We start from the raw sequence: 19116 nt of genomic DNA, 5'->3' as shown, positions 1-19116 counted from the left end.
GGCCCGAAGGTGCCGGGGCGCTGATGCCCCGGCCCCCGCACGCTCACGCCTGCCGCGCCGCCACCGGCTCGCCCGTGGGTTCGTCCGTCGGCTGCGCCGTGGCCGTCAGGCGCGAGTGGCGCCGTCCGTAGCCCGCGTAGATCAGCGCCCCGACGACCAGGAAACCGGCGAACTGGAGCCACGTCGCGGGGCCGGTTCCGTAGATGAGGTAGAGGCAGAAGCCGATGCCGATGACCGGGCTGAGCGGGAAGAGCGGCACCCGGAAGCGGCGCGGCAGGTCGGGGCGGGTGCGGCGGAGCACCATCACGCTGACATTGACCACGGCCATGATCGCCAGCGTGCCGATGGTCGTCAGGTTCATCACCACGTCCAGCGGGACGACGGCCGCCGGGACGGCGAAGACGACCGCCACGATCCAGGTGTTGGCGACGGGGGTGGACGTACGGGGCGAGATCCGCTCGAAGACCCGCGGGATCAGCCCGTCCCGCGACATCGACATCAGGATCCGGGTCTGCCCGTACATGACGGCGAGGACGACGGAGGCGATGGCGACGACGGCGCCGAAGGCGATCACGCCGCCGCCGAAGGCCGATTCGGTGACGCGGTTGACGATCAGCGAGAGCGCGGCGGGCCGGTCGGCGACCTGGTCGGACGAGAGCGCGCCGATGGCGCTGACCGCGACCAGGCAGTAGAGCACCGTGACCACACCGATGCAGATCATGATCGCGACGGGGATGTTGCGGCGCGGATTTTTGACCTCTTCGCCCGCCGTGGTGATCGCGTCGAATCCGATGTACGAGAAGAAGGCGACCGAGGCGCCCGAAGTGATGCCGGCGACGCCTTCCGGGGCGAAGGGGGCGAGGTTGCCGTCGCGGAACGCGGTGAGGGCGATCACGCAGAACAGGATCAGGATCCCGATCTTCAGCACGGCCATGGCGGCGGTCGCGCGGGCGCTCTCGCGGACGCCGCGGACCAGCAGCAGCGCGGCGAGCAGCAGGACGACCACGGCGGGGATGTTGACGATGCCGCCGTCACCGGGCGGGCTGGACAGCGCGGCGGGCAGTTCCCAGCCGATCAGGCTGCCCAGGAGTTCGTTGAGGTACTGGCCCCAGCCGACGGCGACCGCCGACACCGAGACGCCGTATTCGAGCAGCAGGCACCAGCCGACGAGGAAGGCGGTGCGCTCGCCGAGCGTGGCGTACGCGTAGGAGTACGAGCTGCCCGACACCGGTATCGCACCGCCGAGTTCCGCGAAGGAGAAGGCGGTGAAGACGCAGGTGAGGGCGGCGAGCACGAAGGAGACGATGACGGCGGGGCCGGCCTCGGCGACGGTGTCGGAGAGGCCGACGAAGATGCCGGTGCCGACGATGGCGCCGATGCCGAAACAGACGAGCTGGAAGAGGCCCATGCTGCGCTTGAGGCCGTGCCCCGCGAGGTCGGCGCCGGATTCGGCGACCAGAACGTCGGGCGATTTGATCCGCAGCCCGGACGGGCCGGCGAGAGGTGCGCGCGGCGCCTCGGTGCGGTGGCGGGAGAGGGGCGGGCGCATGGGGTGGATCTCTTCTCTGGTGGTGCGGGGGCGTGCGACGGGGTGGGCCGCACGCAGTGCGGGGTCCGGACCGGTGGGCCCGAACCCCGTGAGCGGGTCGATGGTAACCGCAATGGCTGCATGATCGCCCATTTGTGCGTATGAGTATGCGGTGCGGGCTGCGGGCCGCCGTCACGGAGCCGCGTTCACGGCGTCCGGTGCGCGCGGCGGGAAGGGAAGCCGTGGCCGCGGGCGGCGAGCACCACGAGCAGCACCGGGACCAGGAGCACCAGCACACTCCAGGGGAAGGAGGCGGCGCCGAGCGCGCCGAGGAGGATGCCGCCGACGGCCCCGCCGCCAGCCATCGCCACGTTCCACAGTGTGACGAGCATCGCCTGGGCCGCGTCCGCCGACTCCCCCGCCGCGTCGCCCGCGGCCGTCTGCAGCAGGGTGGGAGCGCCGCCCCAGCCCAGGCCCCACAGCACCACCGCGAGGTACACCACGGCGGGGCTGCCGGAGGCCACCGCCAGCAGTCCCGCCGCCGCCGCGAACAGCAGCGTGGCGGCCACGGCCAGGGTCCGCAGCCGGCGGTGGATGTGCGCGCCGGTGAACCAGATGCTCACCAGCGAGGCGGCGCCGAAGACCAGCAGGACGCGATCGGTGGCGGCGCCCATGCCGAGCCGCTGGAGGAAGGTGGCGATGAAAGTGTAGAGGACCGTGTGGGCCAGGACGAAGACCAGGGTGACGAACAGGACGGGCGCGACGCCGGGGATGCGCGCGGTCCGCAGGACCGGGATCCGGCCGCCGCGCGGCTGCCCGGGGAAGTCCGGGACCGTGGCGGCGATCCAGCCGAGCAGGACGACGGTGAGCGCGGTCATGACGAGGAAGGCCGCCTGCCGGCCGAGCGCCGTACCGAGGAAGGTTCCGGCGGGCACGCCGAGCGACAGGGCGAGCGGGATGCCCGCCATGGCGATGGCGAGGGCCTTGCCCTGGAGGTGGACGGGTGCCATCCGCCGGGCGTATCCGGCCAGCAGCGCCCAGGCCAGGCCCGCGGCGACCCCGGCGGCGAACCGTGCGGTCATGGTCAGGAGGTAGTCGGACGAGAGGGCGGTGACCGTGTTGGCGGCACCGAATCCCGCCATCGCGGCGAGCAGCAGGTGCTTGCGCCGCCGGCCGGCGGTGGCCGCGGTGAGCGGGATGGCGGTGAGGGCGGTTCCCAGGGCGTAGAGGGTCACGGTCTGGCCCGCGGCGGACTCGCTGACGTGCAGCCCTGCGCTCATCGCCGGGAGCAGCCCGGCGGGCAGCGTCTCGGTCAGGCTGGTGAGGAAGACCGCGGCGGACAGCGCGAGGAGCGCCAACAGCGGGAGTTTTGGGCCCTGTTGGGCTTCGGTGACGACGGGGGAAGCGGGGTTTCGCGTGAGAGCGTTCGGCATGCCCGTATGCTCGAACCCTCACATTGATGTGAGGGTCAACGCGAGGGAACGTGAGGGCGGTCACATGCGCATCGGAGAGCTGGCGGAACGCACCGGCACACCCCGGCGGCTGCTGCGCTACTACGAGGAGCAGGGGCTGATCATCGCCGCCCGCACCCCGAACGGCTACCGCACGTACGACACGGCGACCGTCGACCGCGTCGTACAGATCAGGGGTCTGCTCGACGCCGGGCTGCCCACCCGGCTCATCAAGCAGATCCTCCCCTGCCTCGACAAGCCGCGGACCATCCACTTCGCGGACGCGACACCGGAGATGCTCGCCACGCTGGAGTGCGAACTCGACCGGATGAGCAGCCGCATCCAGTGCCTGACCCGCAACCGGGACGCCATCGGCGCCTATCTGGACGCGGTGCGCGACAACCGCAGCCCGGAGACCGCCGGCGCCGCGCCCGCCGTCGGCTAGCTAGCTGCCCGCCATCGTGGCGACCAGCACCGCCTTGATGGTGTGCATGCGGTTCTCCGCCTCGTCGAAGACGACGGAGTGGGCGGATTCGAAGACCTCGTCGGTGACTTCGAGCGAGGTCAGGCCGTGCCGTTCGTGGATCTCCCGGCCGACCGCGGTGCCCAGGTCGTGGTAGGCGGGCAGGCAGTGCAGGAACTTCACGTCCGGCCTGCCCGTGGCGCGCAGCACGTCCATGGTCACGGCGTACGGGGCGAGCAGCGCGATCCGCTCGTCCCAGACCTCCTTGGGCTCGCCCATCGAGACCCACACATCGGTGGTGACGAAGTCGGCGCCGCGCACCCCTTCGGCGACGTCATCGGTGAGGGTGATCCGCGCGCCGCTCGTCTCGGCGAGCGCACGGGCGCGGGCGACGACCTCCTCGTGGGGCCACAGCTGCCGCGGCGCCGCGATCCTGACGTCCATGCCGAGGAGCGCGCCCGTGACCAGGTAGGAGTTGCCCATGTTGTTGCGGGCGTCGCCGAGGTAGGCGAAGGCGGTCTCCGTCAGCGGGCGGCCGTTGCCGTGCTCGGCCATGGTCAGCACGTCGGCCAGCATCTGGGTGGGGTGCCAGTCGTCGGTGAGCCCGTTGAAGACGGGGACGCCGGCGTACGCGGCCAGTTCCTCGACGTCCGACTGCCGGCTGCCGCGGAACTCGATGCCGTCGAACATCCGGCCCAGGACGCGGGCGGTGTCCTTGACCGACTCCTTGTGCCCGATCTGCGAGCCGGACGGGTCGAGGTAGGTGGTCGATGCACCCTGGTCGGCGGCGGCGACCTCGAAGGAGCAGCGGGTGCGGGTCGAGGTCTTCTCGAAGATCAGGGCGATGTTGCGGCCCCGCAGGCGCGCGATTTCGGTTCCGGCGCGCTTCGCGGCCTTCAGTTCGGCCGCCAGGTCGATCAGCCGGCGGAACTCCTCGGCGCTGAAGTCCAGCTCCTTGAGGAAGTGGCGGCCGGTGAGGTCTATCGCCATGGGTGGGCTCCTGGTTCGCGGCGTACGGGGACTCGGATCCTGGAAGTATATACGAACAGATGTATCTCTATTCAGGCTGGTGTGCGGAGCCGTGCCGACGGCATCCTCCCTGGCCGCTCCGCCGGCACCGCGGCCGGGTCACCCCGCGCCCGGCACGGCGTCCCGCACCACCGGACAGCTCATGCAGCGCGGCCCGCCCCTGCCCCGCCCCAGCTCGCTGCCCGGGATCGTGATGACCTCGATCCCCCGCTTGCGCAGGAACGTGTTCGTGGTGACGTTCCGCTCGTACGCCACCACCACCCCGGGCTCCACCGCCAGCACGTTGCAGCCGTCGTCCCACTGCTCCCGCTCCGCCGCGTGCACATCCTGGGTGGCGGTCAGCACACGGATGTCGTCCAGGCCCAGCGCAGCCGCTATGGCGCGGTGCATGTGCTCCGGCGGGTGGTCGGTGACCTTGAGGTCCTGCGTGCCCGAGCCCGGTTCGATGGTGTACGAGCGCAGCATGCCGAGGCCGGCGTACTGCGTGAAGGTGTCGCCGTCGATCATCGTCATGACCGTGTCCAGGTGCATGAAGGCACGGCGCTTGGGCATGTCGAGCGCCACGATGGTGCGCGCCGACCCGGCGGCGAACAGCCCGCGCGCCAGCATCTCGACGGCCTGCGGGGTGGTCCGTTCGCTCATCCCGATCAGCACCGCGCCGTTGCCGAGCACCAGCACGTCGCCGCCCTCGATCGTCGACGGGTAGTCCGCCTGCCCCTCCGACCAGACGTGGAACTCCTCGTCCTGGAACAGCGGATGGTGCCGGTAGATCGCCTCGTAGTGCACCGTCTCGCGCTGCCTGGCCGGCCAGCGCATGGCGTTGATCGACACCCCGTCGTAGACCCAGGCGGACGTGTCCCGCGTGAAGAGGTGGTTCGGCAGCGGCCCCAGCAGGAAATCGTCCAGATCCATCACGTGGAAGCGGACCGACGTGGGCTCGGGGTACCGCTCCAGGAACTCCCGCTTGGTCATCCCGCCGACCAGCGCCTCGACCAGCTCGGGCACCGGCAGCTCGTCGAACGCCGCCCGCAGGTGCCCGGTGGCCAGCGGCCCGTACTCCTTCTCGTCGAAGACGCGGTCCAGGACGAGCGCCCGCGCCGCCGGGATCTCCAGGCTCTCCGCGAGCAGGTCCCCGAAGAGGTGGACGTCCACCCCACGGTCCCTGAGCACGTCGGCGAACCCGTCGTGCTCCGCCCGCGCCCTGCGGACCCACAGCACGTCGTCGAAGAGCAGCGCGTCCTTGTTCGTCGGCGTCAGCCGCTTCAGCTCCAGATCGGGGCGGTGCAGGATGACGCGGCGCAGCCGCCCGGCCTCGGAATCGACATGGAATCCCATCTCCCCATCTTGGCCTTTTCCGCCCACCGGCGAACGCCGTCCGACGATGTCGGCCACCCCTGGGCGGGAAAGCACACCCGGACGCCTCCGGTGGGCGGCGCGCGCCGCCCACCGGGCGTCTGGCCCTACAACCGCGGATCCACCGGCTCCGATTCCAGCGCGAGCACGGCGAACACCGCTTCGTGCACCCGCCACAGCGGCTCGCCGGCCGCCAGCCGGTCCAGCGCCTCCAGGCCGAGCGCGTACTCGCGCAGCGCCAGGGAGCGCTTGTGGCCCAGGTGGCGGGCGCGCAGCCGGCTCAGGTTCTCCGGGCGGGTGTACTCGGGACCGTAGACGATCCGCAGGTACTCGCGACCGCGGCACTTGATGCCCGGCTGCACGAGACGGCCGTCGGCGCCCCGCAGCCGCGCCTGCACGGGCTTGACGACCATGCCCTCACCGCCGTCCGCGGTGAGCCCGAGCCACCAGTCGGTACCCGCCGCGACGGACGCCGCGTCCTCGGTGTCGACGAGGAGCCTGCGGGTGGTGGTGAGCAGCCCGGAACCGCCCTCAGGGGCTGCGTCCGCGGCGACCAGGCGGTCGAGCCACGCGAGCTGTGCGGTGCGCGGGACGTCCGTGAGGCTGCGGCCCTGGGCGGCGAGGATCTGGAACGGGGCCAGCCGGATGCCGGACGGGCCGTGGGCCACGGCACCTGACGGGCCCTGAGCGCCGGGCCCGGCCGTGCCGTCCACCCGCCAGCAGTACCGGCGGTAGGCCGCGGTGAAGGCCGCCGCGTCCGCCGCCCTGCCCTGCTGGCGCGCCAGCAGGGCCGTCACGTCGACCCCACGGCCGGCCGCCGCCTCCAGGGCACCGAGCGCGCCGGGGAACACCCCCGCCGATGCCGCGCCCACCGCCGCGTACTGCTTGCGCAGCAGCCCGGTGGCCTTGAGGGACCACGGCATCAGCTCGGCGTCCAGCAGCAGCCAGTCGGTGTCCAGCTCCGCCCACAGCCCGGCCTTCTCCACGGCGTCGCGGAGCCTGCCGACGAGGGCGTCCGTGGTGCGCGGGTCGTCGAAGAACGGCCGTCCGGTGCGGGTGTAGAGCGCCCCGTCCGGGCCGTCGGGCACGCCGAACCGCTCGTGTGCGGCGTTGCCGTCCCGGCAGACGAGGACCACCGCGCGCGAGCCCATGTGCTTCTCCTCGCACACCACTTCGCGTACGCCGTCGGCGCGGTAGGCGGCGAACGCCTCGGCCGGGTGCTCCAGGTAGCCGTCCTCCTTCGACGTGGCGCAGGGCGCCATGGCCGGCGGGAGGTAGGGCAGCAGCCGCGGGTCGACCGCGAAGCGGCTCATCACCTCCAGCGCCGCCGCGGCGTTCTCCTCCTTGACCGCGAGCCTGCCCATGTGACGGGTCTCCACGACGCGCCGGCCCGCCACGTCGCCGAGGTCGAGCGGACGGCCGTCCGCACCGCCCGGCGCCTCGCTGACCAGCGGCTTCACCGGCTCGTACCAAACGCGCTCGGCGGGCACGTCGACCAGTTCGCGCTCCGGCCAGCGCAGGGCCGTCATCGCGCCGCCGAAGACGCAACCGGTGTCCAGGCAGAGGGTGTTGTTGAGCCAGTCGGCGCGCGGGGTGGGGGTGTGGCCGTAGACGACGGCCGCCCGGCCGCGGTACTCCTCCGCCCACGGGTAGCGCACCGGCAGCCCGAACTCGTCGGTCTCCCCTGTCGTGTCGCCGTACAGCGCGAACGACCGCACCCGGCCCGAGGTCCGGCCGTGGTACTTCTCCGGCAGCCCCGCGTGGCAGACCACGAGGTCGCCGCCGTCCAGGACGTAATGGCTGACCAGACCCTGGATGAACGCCGCGACCTCGGCCCTGAAGGCGTCGTCCTCCTTGTCGAGCTGCTCGATGGTCTCGGCGAGGCCGTGCGTGGGCCTGACGGTACGGCCGTTGAGGTAACGGCCGAGCTTGTTCTCGTGGTTCCCCGGCACGCACAGCGCGTGGCCCGCCGCCACCATGCCCATCACCAGCCGCAGCACACCGGGGCTGTCGGGGCCGCGGTCGACGAGGTCGCCGACGAAGACGGCGGTACGGCCCTCGGGGTGGACGGCGTCCACGGCGCGGCCCGAGGCGTCGCGGGCGAAGGCGTAGCCGAGTTCGGTCAGCAGGCTCTCCAACTCGGCGCGGCAGCCGTGGATGTCGCCGATGATGTCGAAGGGGCCGGTGAGGTGCCGCAGGTCGTTGAAGCGCCGTTCGGTGACGACCTGGGCGGCCTCGGCCTCCTCCGGACCCCGCAGCACGTGCACCTTGCGGAACCCCTCGCGCTCCAAGTGCCGCAGAGAGCGGCGCAGTTCGCGCTGGTGCCGCTGGATGACGTGGCGGGGCAGACCTGCCCGGTCGGACCTGGCGGCGTTGCGTTCGGCGCAGAGCGCTTCGGGCATGTCCAGCACCACGGCGACCGGCAGCACATCGTGCTCACGGGCGAGCTTGACCAGCTGCGTACGGGCGGCGGACTGCACGTTGGTGGCGTCCACGACCGTGAGACGGCCGGCCGCCAGCCGCTTGCCCGCGATGTAGTGCAGCACGTCGAACGCGTCGCCGCTGGCCGCCTGATCGTTCTCGTCGTCGCTGACCAACCCGCGGCAGACGTCGGACGAAAGGACCTCGGTGGGCCGGAAGTTGCGCGCGGCGAAGGTCGATTTGCCCGATCCGGTGGCGCCGATCAGCACGACCAGCGAAAGGTCAGGAACGGGCAGCGCCCGCCGCTGGCCGGGTGCGGCACTGTCGTCGTCGCGCCGCTGCCGGGTACGGTCCGTGTCGCTCATGCCGCGCCCTCCGCTGTCCTCACGTGGTGGTTCCGGCCGCTCGTGCCGGGCCGGCCGGCCGTGCCGGTGCGCTCCTCTCCCGCGTCCGCGGGTGAAGCACGCGAGCTGGGTCGGCGGCCCCACCTCGGGGTCGTCGGGGCCCACCGGGCGGAAGGCGACGGCGTAGCCGTGCCGCTCTGCGACCTGGGACGCCCAGCGCCCGAACTCCTCCCGGGTCCACTCGAAACGGTGATCCGTGTGGCGCATCCGACCGGCGGGCAGCGTCTCCCAGCGCACGTTGTACTCCGCGTTCGGCGTCGTCACCACGACCGTACGGGGCCGCGCGGCGCCGAACACCGCGTATGCGAGCGCCGGAAGACGCTCCGGGTCGACATGCTCGACGACCTCGCTCAGCACCGCCGCGTCATACCCCTTGAGCCGCGCGTCGGTGTACGCGAGCGACCCCTGCACGAGCCGTACCCGCGCCGACTGCCGCTCGGACATCCGCTCCAGGTGCAGCCTGCGCCTGGCCTCGTGCAGCGCCCGCATCGACACGTCCATCCCGACGACCTCGGTGAACCGTCCGTCCTTGAGCAGCTCGGCGGTCAACTGGCCCTGCCCGCAGCCGAGATCGAGCACCCGCACGGCCTGCTCCTGCCGCAGCACGGCGAGGATCGCCTCCCGCCGCCTGACGGCGAGCGGCACCGGCTTCTCGTCCGTGTCGGCCGCTTCGTCCACCGCGTTGTCGATGTCCCCCGCGTCCGCGTCGTCCGCCTCGGCCAGCCGCTCCAGGGCCAGCCGCTCCAGCGCCGTACGGGTCAGCGAGCGGCGCCTGGCGAGGTACCGGCCGGCGATCAGCCGCTGTTCGGGGTGGCTCTCCAGCCAGCCGTCCCCGGCCCGCAGCAACTTGTCGACCTCGTCGTCCGACACCCAGTAGTGCTTGGCGTCGTCCAGCACCGGCAGCAGCACGTACAGATGCCGCAGCGCCTCGGCAAGTATCAGCTCGCCTTCGATGACCAGCCGGACGTAGCGCGAGTCGCCCCACTCCGGGAACGTCTCGTCCAGCGGCAGCGGTTCGGCCGTGACCGACCAGCCCAGCGGCCGGAACAGGGCACTCACCAGCTCCGCGCCGCCATGGGCCGGGAGCACCGGCACCTCGATGCGCAGCGGCATCGCCCGGCCGGGCAGCTCGGGGCGCGCCGCGCACTCCCCCTTCATGGCGGTGCCGAAGACGCTCCGCAGCGCCACGGCCAGCAGCGAGGACGCCGCGTACGGCCGGTCGTTGACGTACTGGCCGAGCACCGAATCCGGCGGACCGCCACGGCTCTTGCCCCGGCGCACCAAGGAGACCGCGTCGACCTCCAACAGGAGTGCGGCGGTGCAGCGTTGGGCATCCGCCTCGGGGTAGACCACATGCGCGGTGCCGTACGCCGTCGAGAACTGCTGCGCCTTGTCGGGATGCTTGTGCAGGAGGTACCCGAGGTCGGTCGCGGGGCGGTCGGTGCTGCCGGTGGTACTTATCGTCAGGAACACCCGTCCGAGTATCGCCGCAACCGGACGGCTGTCCCAACGGATTTCTCCCCCGCCGCCCCTCCCCACGGCCTTCCGGCGGCGCCACCCGGCGCGAGGGCCGGGTGACGGGCCGGGACGGTGCCGGGCGGCAGGCCGGGACGGGGGCCGCGACGTCAGCTCAGCTGCGACTGCACCTGTGCGGAGATCAGCTCCAGGTGGTCCAGGTCATCGAGGTCGAGCACCTGGAGGTAGACGCGCGAGGCGCCGATGGCGGCATAGCGGCCGATCTTGTCGACGACCTCGGCGGGCGAACCTGCGAGGCCGTTGGCCTTCAGCTCGTCCACCTCGCGCCCGATGACCGCGGCCCGGCGCGCGACCTCCGCGTCGTTCTTGCCGACGCAGGCGACCAGGGCGCTGGAGTACACCAGGTCGTCCCCCTTGCGCCCGGCGACCTCGGCAGCCGTCCGCACCCGCCCGAACTGCCGCTCGCTGTCCTCCAGCGAGGCGAACGGGATGTTGAACTCGTCGGCGTAGAGCGCGGCCAGCCTCGGCGTACGCGTCGCGCCGTGGCCGCCGATCAGCACCGGCAGCTTGTCCTGGGCGGGCTTGGGCAGCGCGGGCGACTTCTCCAGCTGGTAGTGGGTGCCGTCGTAGGAGAACTCCTGCCCGATCTCGGTGGCCCACATGCCGGTGACGATCGCCAGTTGCTCTTCCAGCCGGGCGAACTTCTCCTTCGGGAACGGAATGCCGTACGCCTTGTGCTCCTCCTCGAACCAGCCGGCCCCGAGGCCCAGCTCGACACGTCCGCCGGACATCTGGTCGACCTGGGCCACCTGGATGGCCAGCACACCGGGCAGACGGAACGTGCCGGCCGTCATGAGGGTGCCCAGACGGATCCGCCGGGTCTCGCGGGCCAGACCCGCCAGCGTGATCCAGGCGTCCGTCGGACCGGGCAGGCCATCGGCGTTACCCATCGACAGATAGTGGTCGGACCGGAAGAAGGCATCGAAGCCGAGGTCTTCGGTGGCCTTGGCGACGGTAAGAAGCGTGTCGTAGGAAGCCCCCTGCTGAGGCTCCGTGAAGATGCGTAGATCCATGCCTCCATCCTGCCCGGTCCACGCCCACAACACCGCTACGGCGTGTCGCCACCGGCGGGCCGGACGGGCGCCCCCGGGGCCGTAACTGGCGCTCCCGGGGCCGTAGCGGGCGCCTCGGGGGCGCGACACAGCGGTACGGGCTTCGGCCATCCGCTATCCGCTTTCCGTCCCTACTCGACATCCTGGATACGGGAATCCGCCGGAACGGAATTCCGCCGGAACGCGTGTCCACCTGCCTGGACCTCCGTCCGCACGCATTTCCGCCCACACGGAGTTCCGGGCAAAACCACCTCGCCCCCGCCCACCCCATCCTGAACCAAATACCCTTCATATCCAGGCCAGTTGACGGGAAGAAAGGTCGCCACACCTGCCCGCAATCCGTAATTCACGGACAGCTTCGGAAAGGGAAAGGGAGGGGCATCTCGCTCCGCTTGCCCCCTCGTTCCCGTCAACCCGGAGGGGAAGGCTTCGCATCCGTCGAAGCTCACCACGGCGGGCGGGGCGAGCACCGCCTCACGCCTTCCGGCGGGGGGGGGGACATGACGCCGGGCGCCGCGCGGGGCACTGGCAGCGGTCATGACAGCAGTAGCGGTAGCGGTAGCGCCGATGGACCGGCGGACGGCCGTGCCGGCGACGGCAACCACGGGGCCGAGCGGCGTCAACAGCGCGCCGAACGCCGCGGGCGCCAGACCCGCGAAGGGGCGCCAAGTTGACGGTTTCGACGCCACTGATGACGTCGAGACGATGCCGCATTCGAATGCGGGGGCGAGGGCCGCAACCGCGGCGGAAACACCCCGATGCCGAACGGAGGTAACGGCAGACGGCAGACGGCAGACAACGAACGGCAGGCGGCGCGGGGGCGCCGACGCGCTGCCGAGCTGTCCGGTCCGGCTCAGGCGGTTCACTCAGGCGGTTCACCCGGACAAGGTCCACTCAGGCAAGGTCCGCTCAGGCAAGGTTCCGGTCCCGCACCTCCAGCTTCTCCAATATGCCGGTGACGCGGTCGCTCGACTCGTCCGCCGTGTCCATCGCTTCCACGCAGGTCCAGTACATCCCTTCCTCGTCCGCCGAACACACGACGTTCACCAGCGCCTCGCACACCTCTCGCAGCAGTCCCCGCAGACCGGTCAAGGCACCCCGGACGTCCCGCACTTCGGTCAGCTGAGCCGCCCGCAGCCCGCCCGTTCTCGGTGCCGGGCGCAGCAGTCCCCCGCTGGACCGCCCGCCCGCATCGCCCAACCCGCGCGCCCTGGACCGCACTTCGTACGGTCCGAATATCGCGAGATGACTTCCGACCGCCTCGGCCAGGGCTTGCGCCTGCCAAGCCTCGACGATCACTTCGTGCACCGTGCTCGCCTCTGCCAGACCGCGCCGACTGGCCGCGATGATCCGCACCGCGTCCATGCGCGTTCCTCCCTTCGCCGTCACTCAGCATCACCCCACACTCTTTCCACTACCCAGAGTGAGGGGGAACAGCCGAAAACGCCAGGGGAATTCGCAAATCTGTGGACAACCAAGGCGGTGTGGAGAGATCCGTGACTCCGGAGAGTGACATACGCCCCGCGGTGGCCGCTTGCCTCACTCGCGCCACACGGCCCACTCGCATCTCGTCGGCCATCCGCCGACCACACCAGCCACCGGCGTCCCGCCCGCACAGCCCTCCATACCGTCCCCTACAGGCGACTCGCGACGCGCGGCCGACTCGTCGCGACGGGCGGAAGGCCGGAGCCGAAATCAGCCGAAGAGCCAGGTCCCGGCCGAGGAGGACGGACCGGGGAGGAGCAAGAACGAGCCATGGGCGGGGGCCGAGGGCGGGGGGGAACGCCGAGAACTCGCCCCACCCCCACCCCGCTCCCTCCCCCTACTCTCCCTCTCCCTCACTTCCCCGCGGCCGGTCCGGGCGGGCGGAGCGGACCGCAGGGAAGCGCGACTCATTGCGTTCGATCTTGGCGGCGAGCGCCGCGAGGGCGTCGATGCCCAGGGCCTCGCAGAACTGCAGCAGATACGCCAGCACGTCGGCGACCTCGTCCTCGACCCGCCCGGCGGACGTCGGCTCGGCCATCACCTTCGCCGATTCGTCCGGCGTCAACCACTGGAAGATCTCGACGAGTTCGGCCGCCTCCACGCTGAGGGCCGCCGCCAGGTTCTTGGGGTTGTGGTATTGCTGCCAGTCCCGGGCAGCCGCGAACTCGGCCAGCCTTCGCTGCAGGGCATGAAGATCCTCACTCATGCCCCCATCCTCACTCATGCCCCCAGGTGAAGCACCCGGACACCGGGCAGCCCCTCGGCGACCGCCGGATCCCGCACCGTACCGAGCAGCCGGACATGGCCGCGCCGCGCCATCCGGACGGCCAGCGACACCAGTTCGCCCGCCTGCCGGTCGTCCATGCACCGGTCCATGCCGTCCGCGACAACGGTCATCTGCTGGAACGCCGACGGGATCTCCCCGACCGGATCCATGTCCAGCACCCCGGGGCCGGTGAGCAGTACCAGGGCGAGGCCGAGATACCGCAGCTCCCCGTCGCCGAGCTGATCGACGGGCATCATCCCCCACGTGCCGCGGTCGAGTACGGCCTGGAGGCCGGGCGAGGCACAGGGAGCTGATACGAGCGCCTGCCCGCGCCCCGGTGCCCCCGTGGCGTCCTCGCCGCTCCGCGCCACCCCGCCCCGTGCCGGCCCTGCCGTACCGTCCGCCGCTTCCGCCGCCCGTTCCCCGCCGGGCTGCCGCGGCACCGCGTGCAGCCCGTCGACCGGCCCCGCGCAGGCGGCCCGTACGGCGGCGACCAGGACGGCGTGCCGTCGGGTGCACTCCTTGCTCGTCCGTTCCAGCACCGCGGGGAGGTTGTCGCAGGACGGCCGTAGCCGGCCCTCGCCGCCCCGGCAGCTCACGGTGTCGGCCCGCGCCCGGCCGCGCCCGCCCTGAGGCGCCTCCGGGCCCGCCGCTGCCTCCGTACCCGACCGTTGCCGGGGAACCGTAGGGACCTCCGGCACCGAGCCCGCCCCGCGCATCGACTCCGGCCGCGGATCGCAGCGGAAGACCGACCGGAGCGCGACGACGACCTGTTCGGCGGCGGCGAGCACCATCCGCTGACCGGCCGTCTTGCCCGCGACGCGCAGCGGCAACAGTGCGGTGCCGAGGCGGTCGTCGGGCAGCGGCGCGCGGGTCACGGGCGTCGCGCCCGCCGTGTACCAGGCGGCCTGCACGGCGTGCCGCGCCGGGTCCGTCAGCGCGGTGGTGAGCAGCGTTTCGCCGCCGCCCGTCAACCGTTCGCCGACGATGCGCAGTTCGGGTTCCGCCTGGATGGCGAGGTCGAGGCAGACCGGGCCGGCCGGCCCGTCGACCGTGCAGCCGATGCGGAAGCCGCGACGGCCCTGCCCGTCGGGGCGCGCGCCGGCCGGTACGCACGCCGTGGCGCCGCCAGGCACCGCCTCCACCGCCTGCCCCAGCCGCTCTCCGGCGCCCAGCCTGGCGAGGATTTCGTACGCTTGGAGCGCGCTGGACTTGCCGCTGCCGCTCGGCCCCGCCAGCAGGGTCAGCGGCCCCATGGGCAGGGTGACGCAGCGGTGGTTCTTGAAGGCGGACAGCCGTAACTCGGCGACCGCGGGACGTGCACTGTCGATTGGCATACCGGGGACGCTATGCAGCGGCCCCAACGGCGCGGCCCACAGAACCGTTCCGCCCGGGGGGCTTCCTACGATCGGGGGATGCCGCCCGCTGCCGGTTCCGCGACTTCGGTGCCGAGGGGTGCGAGCAGGAAGACGTTGGTGTCGACGCGGTGCATGCCGCTGCCCAGTCCGAAGACGACTCCGCTGGAGAAGTCCAGGATGCGCTTGGCCACATCGGTGTCGGCGCTGCTGAGGTCCAGCAGCACCGGGATCTGTGCCATCAGGTACTCGGCGACCTCGCGCGCGTCGGCGAAGATCTGGACACGGATGACGACGAAGCGTCGCGCTTCCTGTGCCGGGCCCTCGTCGGGGAGGGCGCGGTGGTCGGGCCAGGACGGCCACTCACTGCTGCTGCGAAGTGGGACGACCTCGGCGAGCCCTTCCCACTGCTCATCGGTGGCATCGGGGCCGTTCACCGAATCACCTCACTCGGGGGAGCACTGCCTGTCTGCGGTGTCTGCATCGAACAATTCTAGGGATAAAACATACAAACTTTGCCGGACGCGGCACACACCGCGTCACATCACTGTCCCATCCTGCACCATGGGCCCTGACCAGTCCCGACAGCCTCGGCAGATATCCTGCGTCGAGCTGGTGTGTGCCCATTCATCCCCCGCGAGAAGGAGGTCCGTTTCCTCATGAGTTCCGAGACTCCGGGCCGACGCCACCGCGGCCTGCGCGGCCTGCGCAAACCCGCGAAAAGACGGCCTCAGGAGCCGCCGCCCGCCGAGGTCGACGAGCCCGCGGGCCCGCCCGAACCGCCGCCGGAAACCAGCAGCGTCATCAGCGCCGCCCTTTATCGCGACGGTCACCGCATCAGCACCCACGACACACTCTCCGGCACCTTCCGGCAGCTGCGCGCCACCTCTGATTCGCTCGCCTGGATCGGGCTGCACCGCCCTTCCCGCGATGAACTCCTCACCCTCGCATCGGAATTCGACCTCCATCAGCTCGCCGTCGAAGACGCCCTGGAAGCCCATCAGCGGCCGAAACTGGAACGGTACGGCGGCACCCTGTTCGTCGTGCTGCGCGCCGCGCGCTATCTGGACGACCCGGAGGAGGTCGACTTCGGCGAGCTGCATCTGTTCGTCGGCCCGGATTTCGTCATCACCGTGCGGCACGGCGGTGCCCCCGACCTCTCGGCCGTACGCCGCCGCATGGAAGACGCCCCGGAACTCCTCCAGCACGGCCCCGAAGCGGTCCTGTACGCGATCCTCGACGCGGTCGTGGACGGCTATGCGCCGGTCGTCGCCGGCATTCAGAACGACATCGACGAAATCGAGACCGAGGTCTTCGGCGGCGACCCGCGGGTCTCCCGCCGCATCTATGAACTCTCCCGCGAATTGGTGGAGTTCCAGCGCGCGACCCGGCCGCTGAACGGCATGCTGGAGGGCCTGACCGCCGGTTTCGAGAAATACGGCATCGACGAGGAACTGCGCCGCTATCTGCGCGACGTGGCCGATCACGTCCTGCACATCACCGAGCGCGTGGACGGTTTCCGGCAGGCACTCCAGGAGATCCTCACCGTCAACGCGACCCTGGTGAACCAGCAGCAGAACGCCGAAATGCGGGCCCTGGCCGAGGCCGGCTTCGAACAGAACGAGGAAATCAAGAAGATTTCATCGTGGGCGGCGATCCTGTTCGCGCCGACGCTCGTCGGCACGATCTACGGGATGAACTTCGAGCGGATGCCGGAGTTGCGCTGGGCACTCGGATACCCCTTCGCGATCATCCTCATGGCGATCGTATGTACCAGTTTGTACGTCATCTTCAAGCGGCGGGGCTGGCTCTGAGCGGTCAGGCGGGAACTGCGGCCGACGTGTCGGACACGGGCCGCGGTGCCCGCTCCGTCCCCGGCGTCATCCGGGGAGCATGGCGCGCCGCCCGGGGGCCGCGGATGACTGCATGCTCATGCCGCCGTCGACGACGAGGAGTTGGCCGGTGAGGTAGCGGGATTCGTCGGAGGCGAGGAAGACCATGGTGTGGCCGATGTCCTCGGGAGAGCCGAGGTACGGGAGGGCGTTGCCCTTCTTCAGCGCTTCGACGACGTCGGCGGGCAGGTTGTTCTCCAGGGCGGGGGTCATGACCGCGCCGGGGGCGACGGCGTTGCAGCGCACCCGCTGCGGCCCGTACTGGACGGCGATCGACTTCGTGACGCTGACCACCGCGGCCTTGACGGCGCCGTAGGAGGTTTGCAGGACGTCGCCGACGAGTGCGGCCACGGAGGCCGTGTTGATGACGGATCCGCCGCCGGCGCGGATCATGTGGGGCACCGCGTGCCGGGCGCCCAGGAGGGTGCTGCGCACGTTGAGGGTGACGGCCCGGTCGAATTCGTCCATGTCCATGCGCAGCAGGTCCAGGTCCTTGCGCGGGTCGGTTCCGCCGACGTGGTTGCACAGCACGTGCAGGCCGCCGAACTCGCCGACGGCCGCGGCGACCAGGTCGGCGATGGAGCCCTCGTCGGTGACGTCCACGGTGACGGGCAGCGCCGTGCCGCCCGCGGCCTCGATGATCGCGGCGGTCTCCTCGGCGCCTCGGGTGTCGTGGTCGGCGACCACGACCCTGGCGCCCTGACGGCTCATCAGTTCGGCGGCTGAGCGTCCGATCCCGCTGCCCGCGCCGGTGACGACCGCGACCTTGTCCTTGAGGCGTTCCATGGTCATGTCCCTTCGTTTTCCTGGTCGTTCAGTGTTGTCCGGTGGGGGTTGCGGGCTGTGCCGTGACGGGCCCGGTGTCCTGCCCGGCGGTGGGGCGGTGGGGGCGCGGGACGGCGAGGGTGAGGAGCAGTCCGACGGCCGCGGCGAGCACCGCGACGACGTAGGTCATGCGGAACCCGTCGGCGGCCGGTACCTCGGCGGGGCCGAGCCGCATGGTCGTGTTCGCCAGGATGGCGGCCATCACCGCGCTGGACGTGGAGGTGCCGATGGACCGCATGAGCGCGTTGACGCCGTTGGCCGACGCCGTCTCGGTCACCGGTACGGCGCCCATGATCAGGGCGGGCATCGCGGCGTAGGCGACGCCGACGCCGGCGCTGACGACCATCGAGGTGAGGACGATCTGCCACACCTGGGACATCAGCAGCACTCCGGCCCCGTAGCCGACGCCGATGACGCCGACACCGATGAGGAGCGTGGTGCGGGCACCGTGCCGGGCGGTGAGGCGGGCGGAGACGGGTGACAGGGCCATCATCACCAGGCCGCCGGGCGCCAGGGCGAGCCCCGCCGCGAGCGTGGACTGCCCGAGCCCGTATCCGGTGGCCTCGGGCGACTGGAGCAGCTGCGGCAGGGTCAGCGACATCGCGTACATGGCGAAGCCGACGAGTACGGAGGCGAGGTTGGTGAACAGCACGGGCCTGCGCACGGTGACCCGGAGGTCCACCAACGGCCGGGATATGCGCATCTCGTAGGCCGCCCAGAGCGCCAGGATCACGGCGCCACCCGCGAAGAGTCCGATGGTGCTGCCGCTCGTCCAGCCCCAGTCGCCGCCCTTGGTGACGGGCAGCAGCAGACACACGAGGCCGGCGGCGAGTCCGATCGCGCCGGGGGTGTCGAACCGTCCGGGTGCCCGGTGCGGGGATTCGGGCAGCAGGGCGATCACCAGGACGAGGCAGGCGAGCCCCAGGCCGGCGGAGAGCCAGAACAGGACGTGCCAGTGGGCGAATTGGACGATGGCGGCGGAGACGGGGAGGCCGACCGCGCCGCCGACGCCGAGGGTCGCACTGACCAGTGACACGGCGCCGCCGACGCGGGCGGCCGGCAGTTCGTCACGCAGGATGCTGATGCCGACCGGGACCACGCCGGTTGCCAGACCCTGGAGCACCCGCCCGGTGATCGCCGGGAGCAGGCTGTCGGACAGGGCGCACACCACGGATCCCGCGACGAGCGCGAGCAGGCTGGCGATGAGGATCCGGCGTTTGCCGTACATGTCGCCGAGGCGCCCGGAGATGGGTGTCACCACGGCTGCCGCGAGGAGCGTCGCGGTGATCACCCAGGAGGCGTCGGACGGTTCGGCATGCAGCAGCCGAGGCAGCTGCGGGATGACCGGGACGACGAGCGTCTGCATGAGCGACACCACGACGCCGCTCAGCGCGATCACGGCGGTGACCGCGCCCGGCCCCCTCCTGCGGGTGGAACTGGCTGACAACGGCGGGCTCCTTGGACGGGCCGGCGCCCGTGGGGCACCGAAAGGCAGAGGTTGGCGGGACCGGAGGTGGTGCGCGCCGTTCGCGGGGTGCGTTCGGGCCGGGCCGGGC

At 71.5% G+C, this 19116-nt stretch carries 14 protein-coding genes and 1 pseudogene; 2 read left to right on the top strand and 13 right to left on the bottom strand.

All coding sequences use genetic code 11. The features are described 5' to 3' along the window. Positions 1 to 43 precede the first annotated feature (43 nt). Both ACGFNI_RS27105 and ACGFNI_RS27100 read right to left on the bottom strand, forming a co-directional pair. Positions 44 to 1549, bottom strand: a complete 1506-nt coding sequence (locus tag ACGFNI_RS27105; protein ID WP_393687272.1) for an amino acid permease — start codon at positions 1547 to 1549, stop codon at positions 44 to 46. Between the two features lie 185 nt (positions 1550 to 1734). Continuing rightward, positions 1735 to 2961, bottom strand: coding sequence for an MFS transporter (locus ACGFNI_RS27100; RefSeq protein ID WP_393687271.1), 1227 nt, complete (start codon positions 2959 to 2961; stop codon positions 1735 to 1737). A gap of 64 nt (positions 2962 to 3025) precedes the next feature. Between ACGFNI_RS27100 and ACGFNI_RS27095 the strand changes: the two genes are divergently transcribed. Further along, positions 3026 to 3424: a MerR family transcriptional regulator gene (locus ACGFNI_RS27095; protein WP_393687270.1), complete on the top strand. Its 399-nt coding sequence runs from the start codon at positions 3026 to 3028 to the stop codon at positions 3422 to 3424. On the opposite strand, the gene argF is transcribed toward ACGFNI_RS27095, so the two are convergent. From argF to ACGFNI_RS27050, 9 genes and pseudogenes are all read right to left on the bottom strand, one after another. Then, positions 3425 to 4432: an ornithine carbamoyltransferase gene (argF, locus tag ACGFNI_RS27090; protein WP_393687269.1), complete on the bottom strand. Its 1008-nt coding sequence runs from the start codon at positions 4430 to 4432 to the stop codon at positions 3425 to 3427. 138 nt (positions 4433 to 4570) lie between these two features. Beyond that, the gene (locus ACGFNI_RS27085; protein ID WP_393687268.1) at positions 4571 to 5806 is read right to left on the bottom strand and encodes an arginine deiminase; all 1236 of its coding nucleotides are present in this window, start codon (positions 5804 to 5806) and stop codon (positions 4571 to 4573) included. A 125-nt stretch (positions 5807 to 5931) separates the two neighbouring features. Continuing rightward, on the bottom strand, positions 5932 to 8610 hold the full coding sequence (locus ACGFNI_RS27080) for a polynucleotide kinase-phosphatase (RefSeq protein WP_393687389.1): 2679 nt from the start codon (positions 8608 to 8610) through the stop codon (positions 5932 to 5934). A gap of 99 nt (positions 8611 to 8709) precedes the next feature. Then, positions 8710 to 10122 (bottom strand): annotated as a pseudogene (locus ACGFNI_RS27075) (3' terminal RNA ribose 2'-O-methyltransferase Hen1); the annotation flags it as partial. 152 nt (positions 10123 to 10274) lie between these two features. Continuing rightward, positions 10275 to 11198, bottom strand: a complete 924-nt coding sequence (locus ACGFNI_RS27070; protein WP_393687267.1) for an LLM class F420-dependent oxidoreductase — start codon at positions 11196 to 11198, stop codon at positions 10275 to 10277. A gap of 948 nt (positions 11199 to 12146) precedes the next feature. Continuing rightward, positions 12147 to 12602 (bottom strand): DUF6099 family protein, encoded by a 456-nt coding sequence (locus ACGFNI_RS27065; RefSeq protein WP_393687266.1) that lies wholly within the window; start codon positions 12600 to 12602, stop codon positions 12147 to 12149. A gap of 457 nt (positions 12603 to 13059) precedes the next feature. Beyond that, entirely contained in the window at positions 13060 to 13428 is a 369-nt protein-coding gene (locus ACGFNI_RS27060; RefSeq protein WP_393687265.1) for a nucleotide pyrophosphohydrolase, read from the bottom strand. 14 nt (positions 13429 to 13442) lie between these two features. Next, positions 13443 to 14825, bottom strand: coding sequence for a biotin transporter BioY (locus ACGFNI_RS27055; protein WP_393687264.1), 1383 nt, complete (start codon positions 14823 to 14825; stop codon positions 13443 to 13445). Positions 14826 to 14890: 65 nt separating this feature from the next. Continuing rightward, positions 14891 to 15280, bottom strand: coding sequence for a cell division protein SepF (locus ACGFNI_RS27050; RefSeq protein WP_393687263.1), 390 nt, complete (start codon positions 15278 to 15280; stop codon positions 14891 to 14893). A 222-nt stretch (positions 15281 to 15502) separates the two neighbouring features. Between ACGFNI_RS27050 and ACGFNI_RS27045 the strand changes: the two genes are divergently transcribed. Beyond that, positions 15503 to 16657: a magnesium and cobalt transport protein CorA gene (locus ACGFNI_RS27045; RefSeq protein ID WP_393687262.1), complete on the top strand. Its 1155-nt coding sequence runs from the start codon at positions 15503 to 15505 to the stop codon at positions 16655 to 16657. Between the two features lie 66 nt (positions 16658 to 16723). Here the strand turns inward: ACGFNI_RS27045 and ACGFNI_RS27040 are convergent, their stop codons facing one another. Then, a complete protein-coding gene (locus ACGFNI_RS27040) occupies positions 16724 to 17521 on the bottom strand; it encodes an SDR family NAD(P)-dependent oxidoreductase (RefSeq protein WP_393687388.1) in 798 nt (265 codons plus the stop codon). Between the two features lie 28 nt (positions 17522 to 17549). Beyond that, a complete protein-coding gene (locus tag ACGFNI_RS27035) occupies positions 17550 to 19007 on the bottom strand; it encodes an MFS transporter (RefSeq protein WP_393687261.1) in 1458 nt (485 codons plus the stop codon). Positions 19008 to 19116 lie beyond the last annotated feature (109 nt).

The organism is Streptomyces sp. NPDC048644, from assembly GCF_043199105.1.
Taxonomy (GTDB): domain Bacteria; phylum Actinomycetota; class Actinomycetes; order Streptomycetales; family Streptomycetaceae; genus Streptomyces.
This window is presented reverse-complemented; position numbering and strand designations above follow the sequence as displayed.

Excerpts from the sequence above, each read along its gene's own strand:
- ACGFNI_RS27105 (WP_393687272.1), bottom strand. The coding sequence starts at position 1,549 with ATGCGCCCGCCCCTCTCCCGCCACCGCACCGAGGCGCCGCGCGCACCT.
- ACGFNI_RS27100 (WP_393687271.1), bottom strand. The coding sequence starts at position 2,961 with ATGCCGAACGCTCTCACGCGAAACCCCGCTTCCCCCGTCGTCACCGAA.
- ACGFNI_RS27095 (WP_393687270.1), top strand. The coding sequence starts at position 3,026 with ATGCGCATCGGAGAGCTGGCGGAACGCACCGGCACACCCCGGCGGCTG.
- argF (WP_393687269.1), bottom strand. The coding sequence starts at position 4,432 with ATGGCGATAGACCTCACCGGCCGCCACTTCCTCAAGGAGCTGGACTTC.
- ACGFNI_RS27085 (WP_393687268.1), bottom strand. The coding sequence starts at position 5,806 with ATGGGATTCCATGTCGATTCCGAGGCCGGGCGGCTGCGCCGCGTCATC.
- ACGFNI_RS27080 (WP_393687389.1), bottom strand. The coding sequence starts at position 8,610 with ATGAGCGACACGGACCGTACCCGGCAGCGGCGCGACGACGACAGTGCC.
- ACGFNI_RS27070 (WP_393687267.1), bottom strand. The coding sequence starts at position 11,198 with ATGGATCTACGCATCTTCACGGAGCCTCAGCAGGGGGCTTCCTACGAC.
- ACGFNI_RS27065 (WP_393687266.1), bottom strand. The coding sequence starts at position 12,602 with ATGGACGCGGTGCGGATCATCGCGGCCAGTCGGCGCGGTCTGGCAGAG.
- ACGFNI_RS27060 (WP_393687265.1), bottom strand. The coding sequence starts at position 13,428 with ATGAGTGAGGATCTTCATGCCCTGCAGCGAAGGCTGGCCGAGTTCGCG.
- ACGFNI_RS27055 (WP_393687264.1), bottom strand. The coding sequence starts at position 14,825 with ATGCCAATCGACAGTGCACGTCCCGCGGTCGCCGAGTTACGGCTGTCC.
- ACGFNI_RS27045 (WP_393687262.1), top strand. The coding sequence starts at position 15,503 with ATGAGTTCCGAGACTCCGGGCCGACGCCACCGCGGCCTGCGCGGCCTG.
- ACGFNI_RS27040 (WP_393687388.1), bottom strand. The coding sequence starts at position 17,521 with ATGGAACGCCTCAAGGACAAGGTCGCGGTCGTCACCGGCGCGGGCAGC.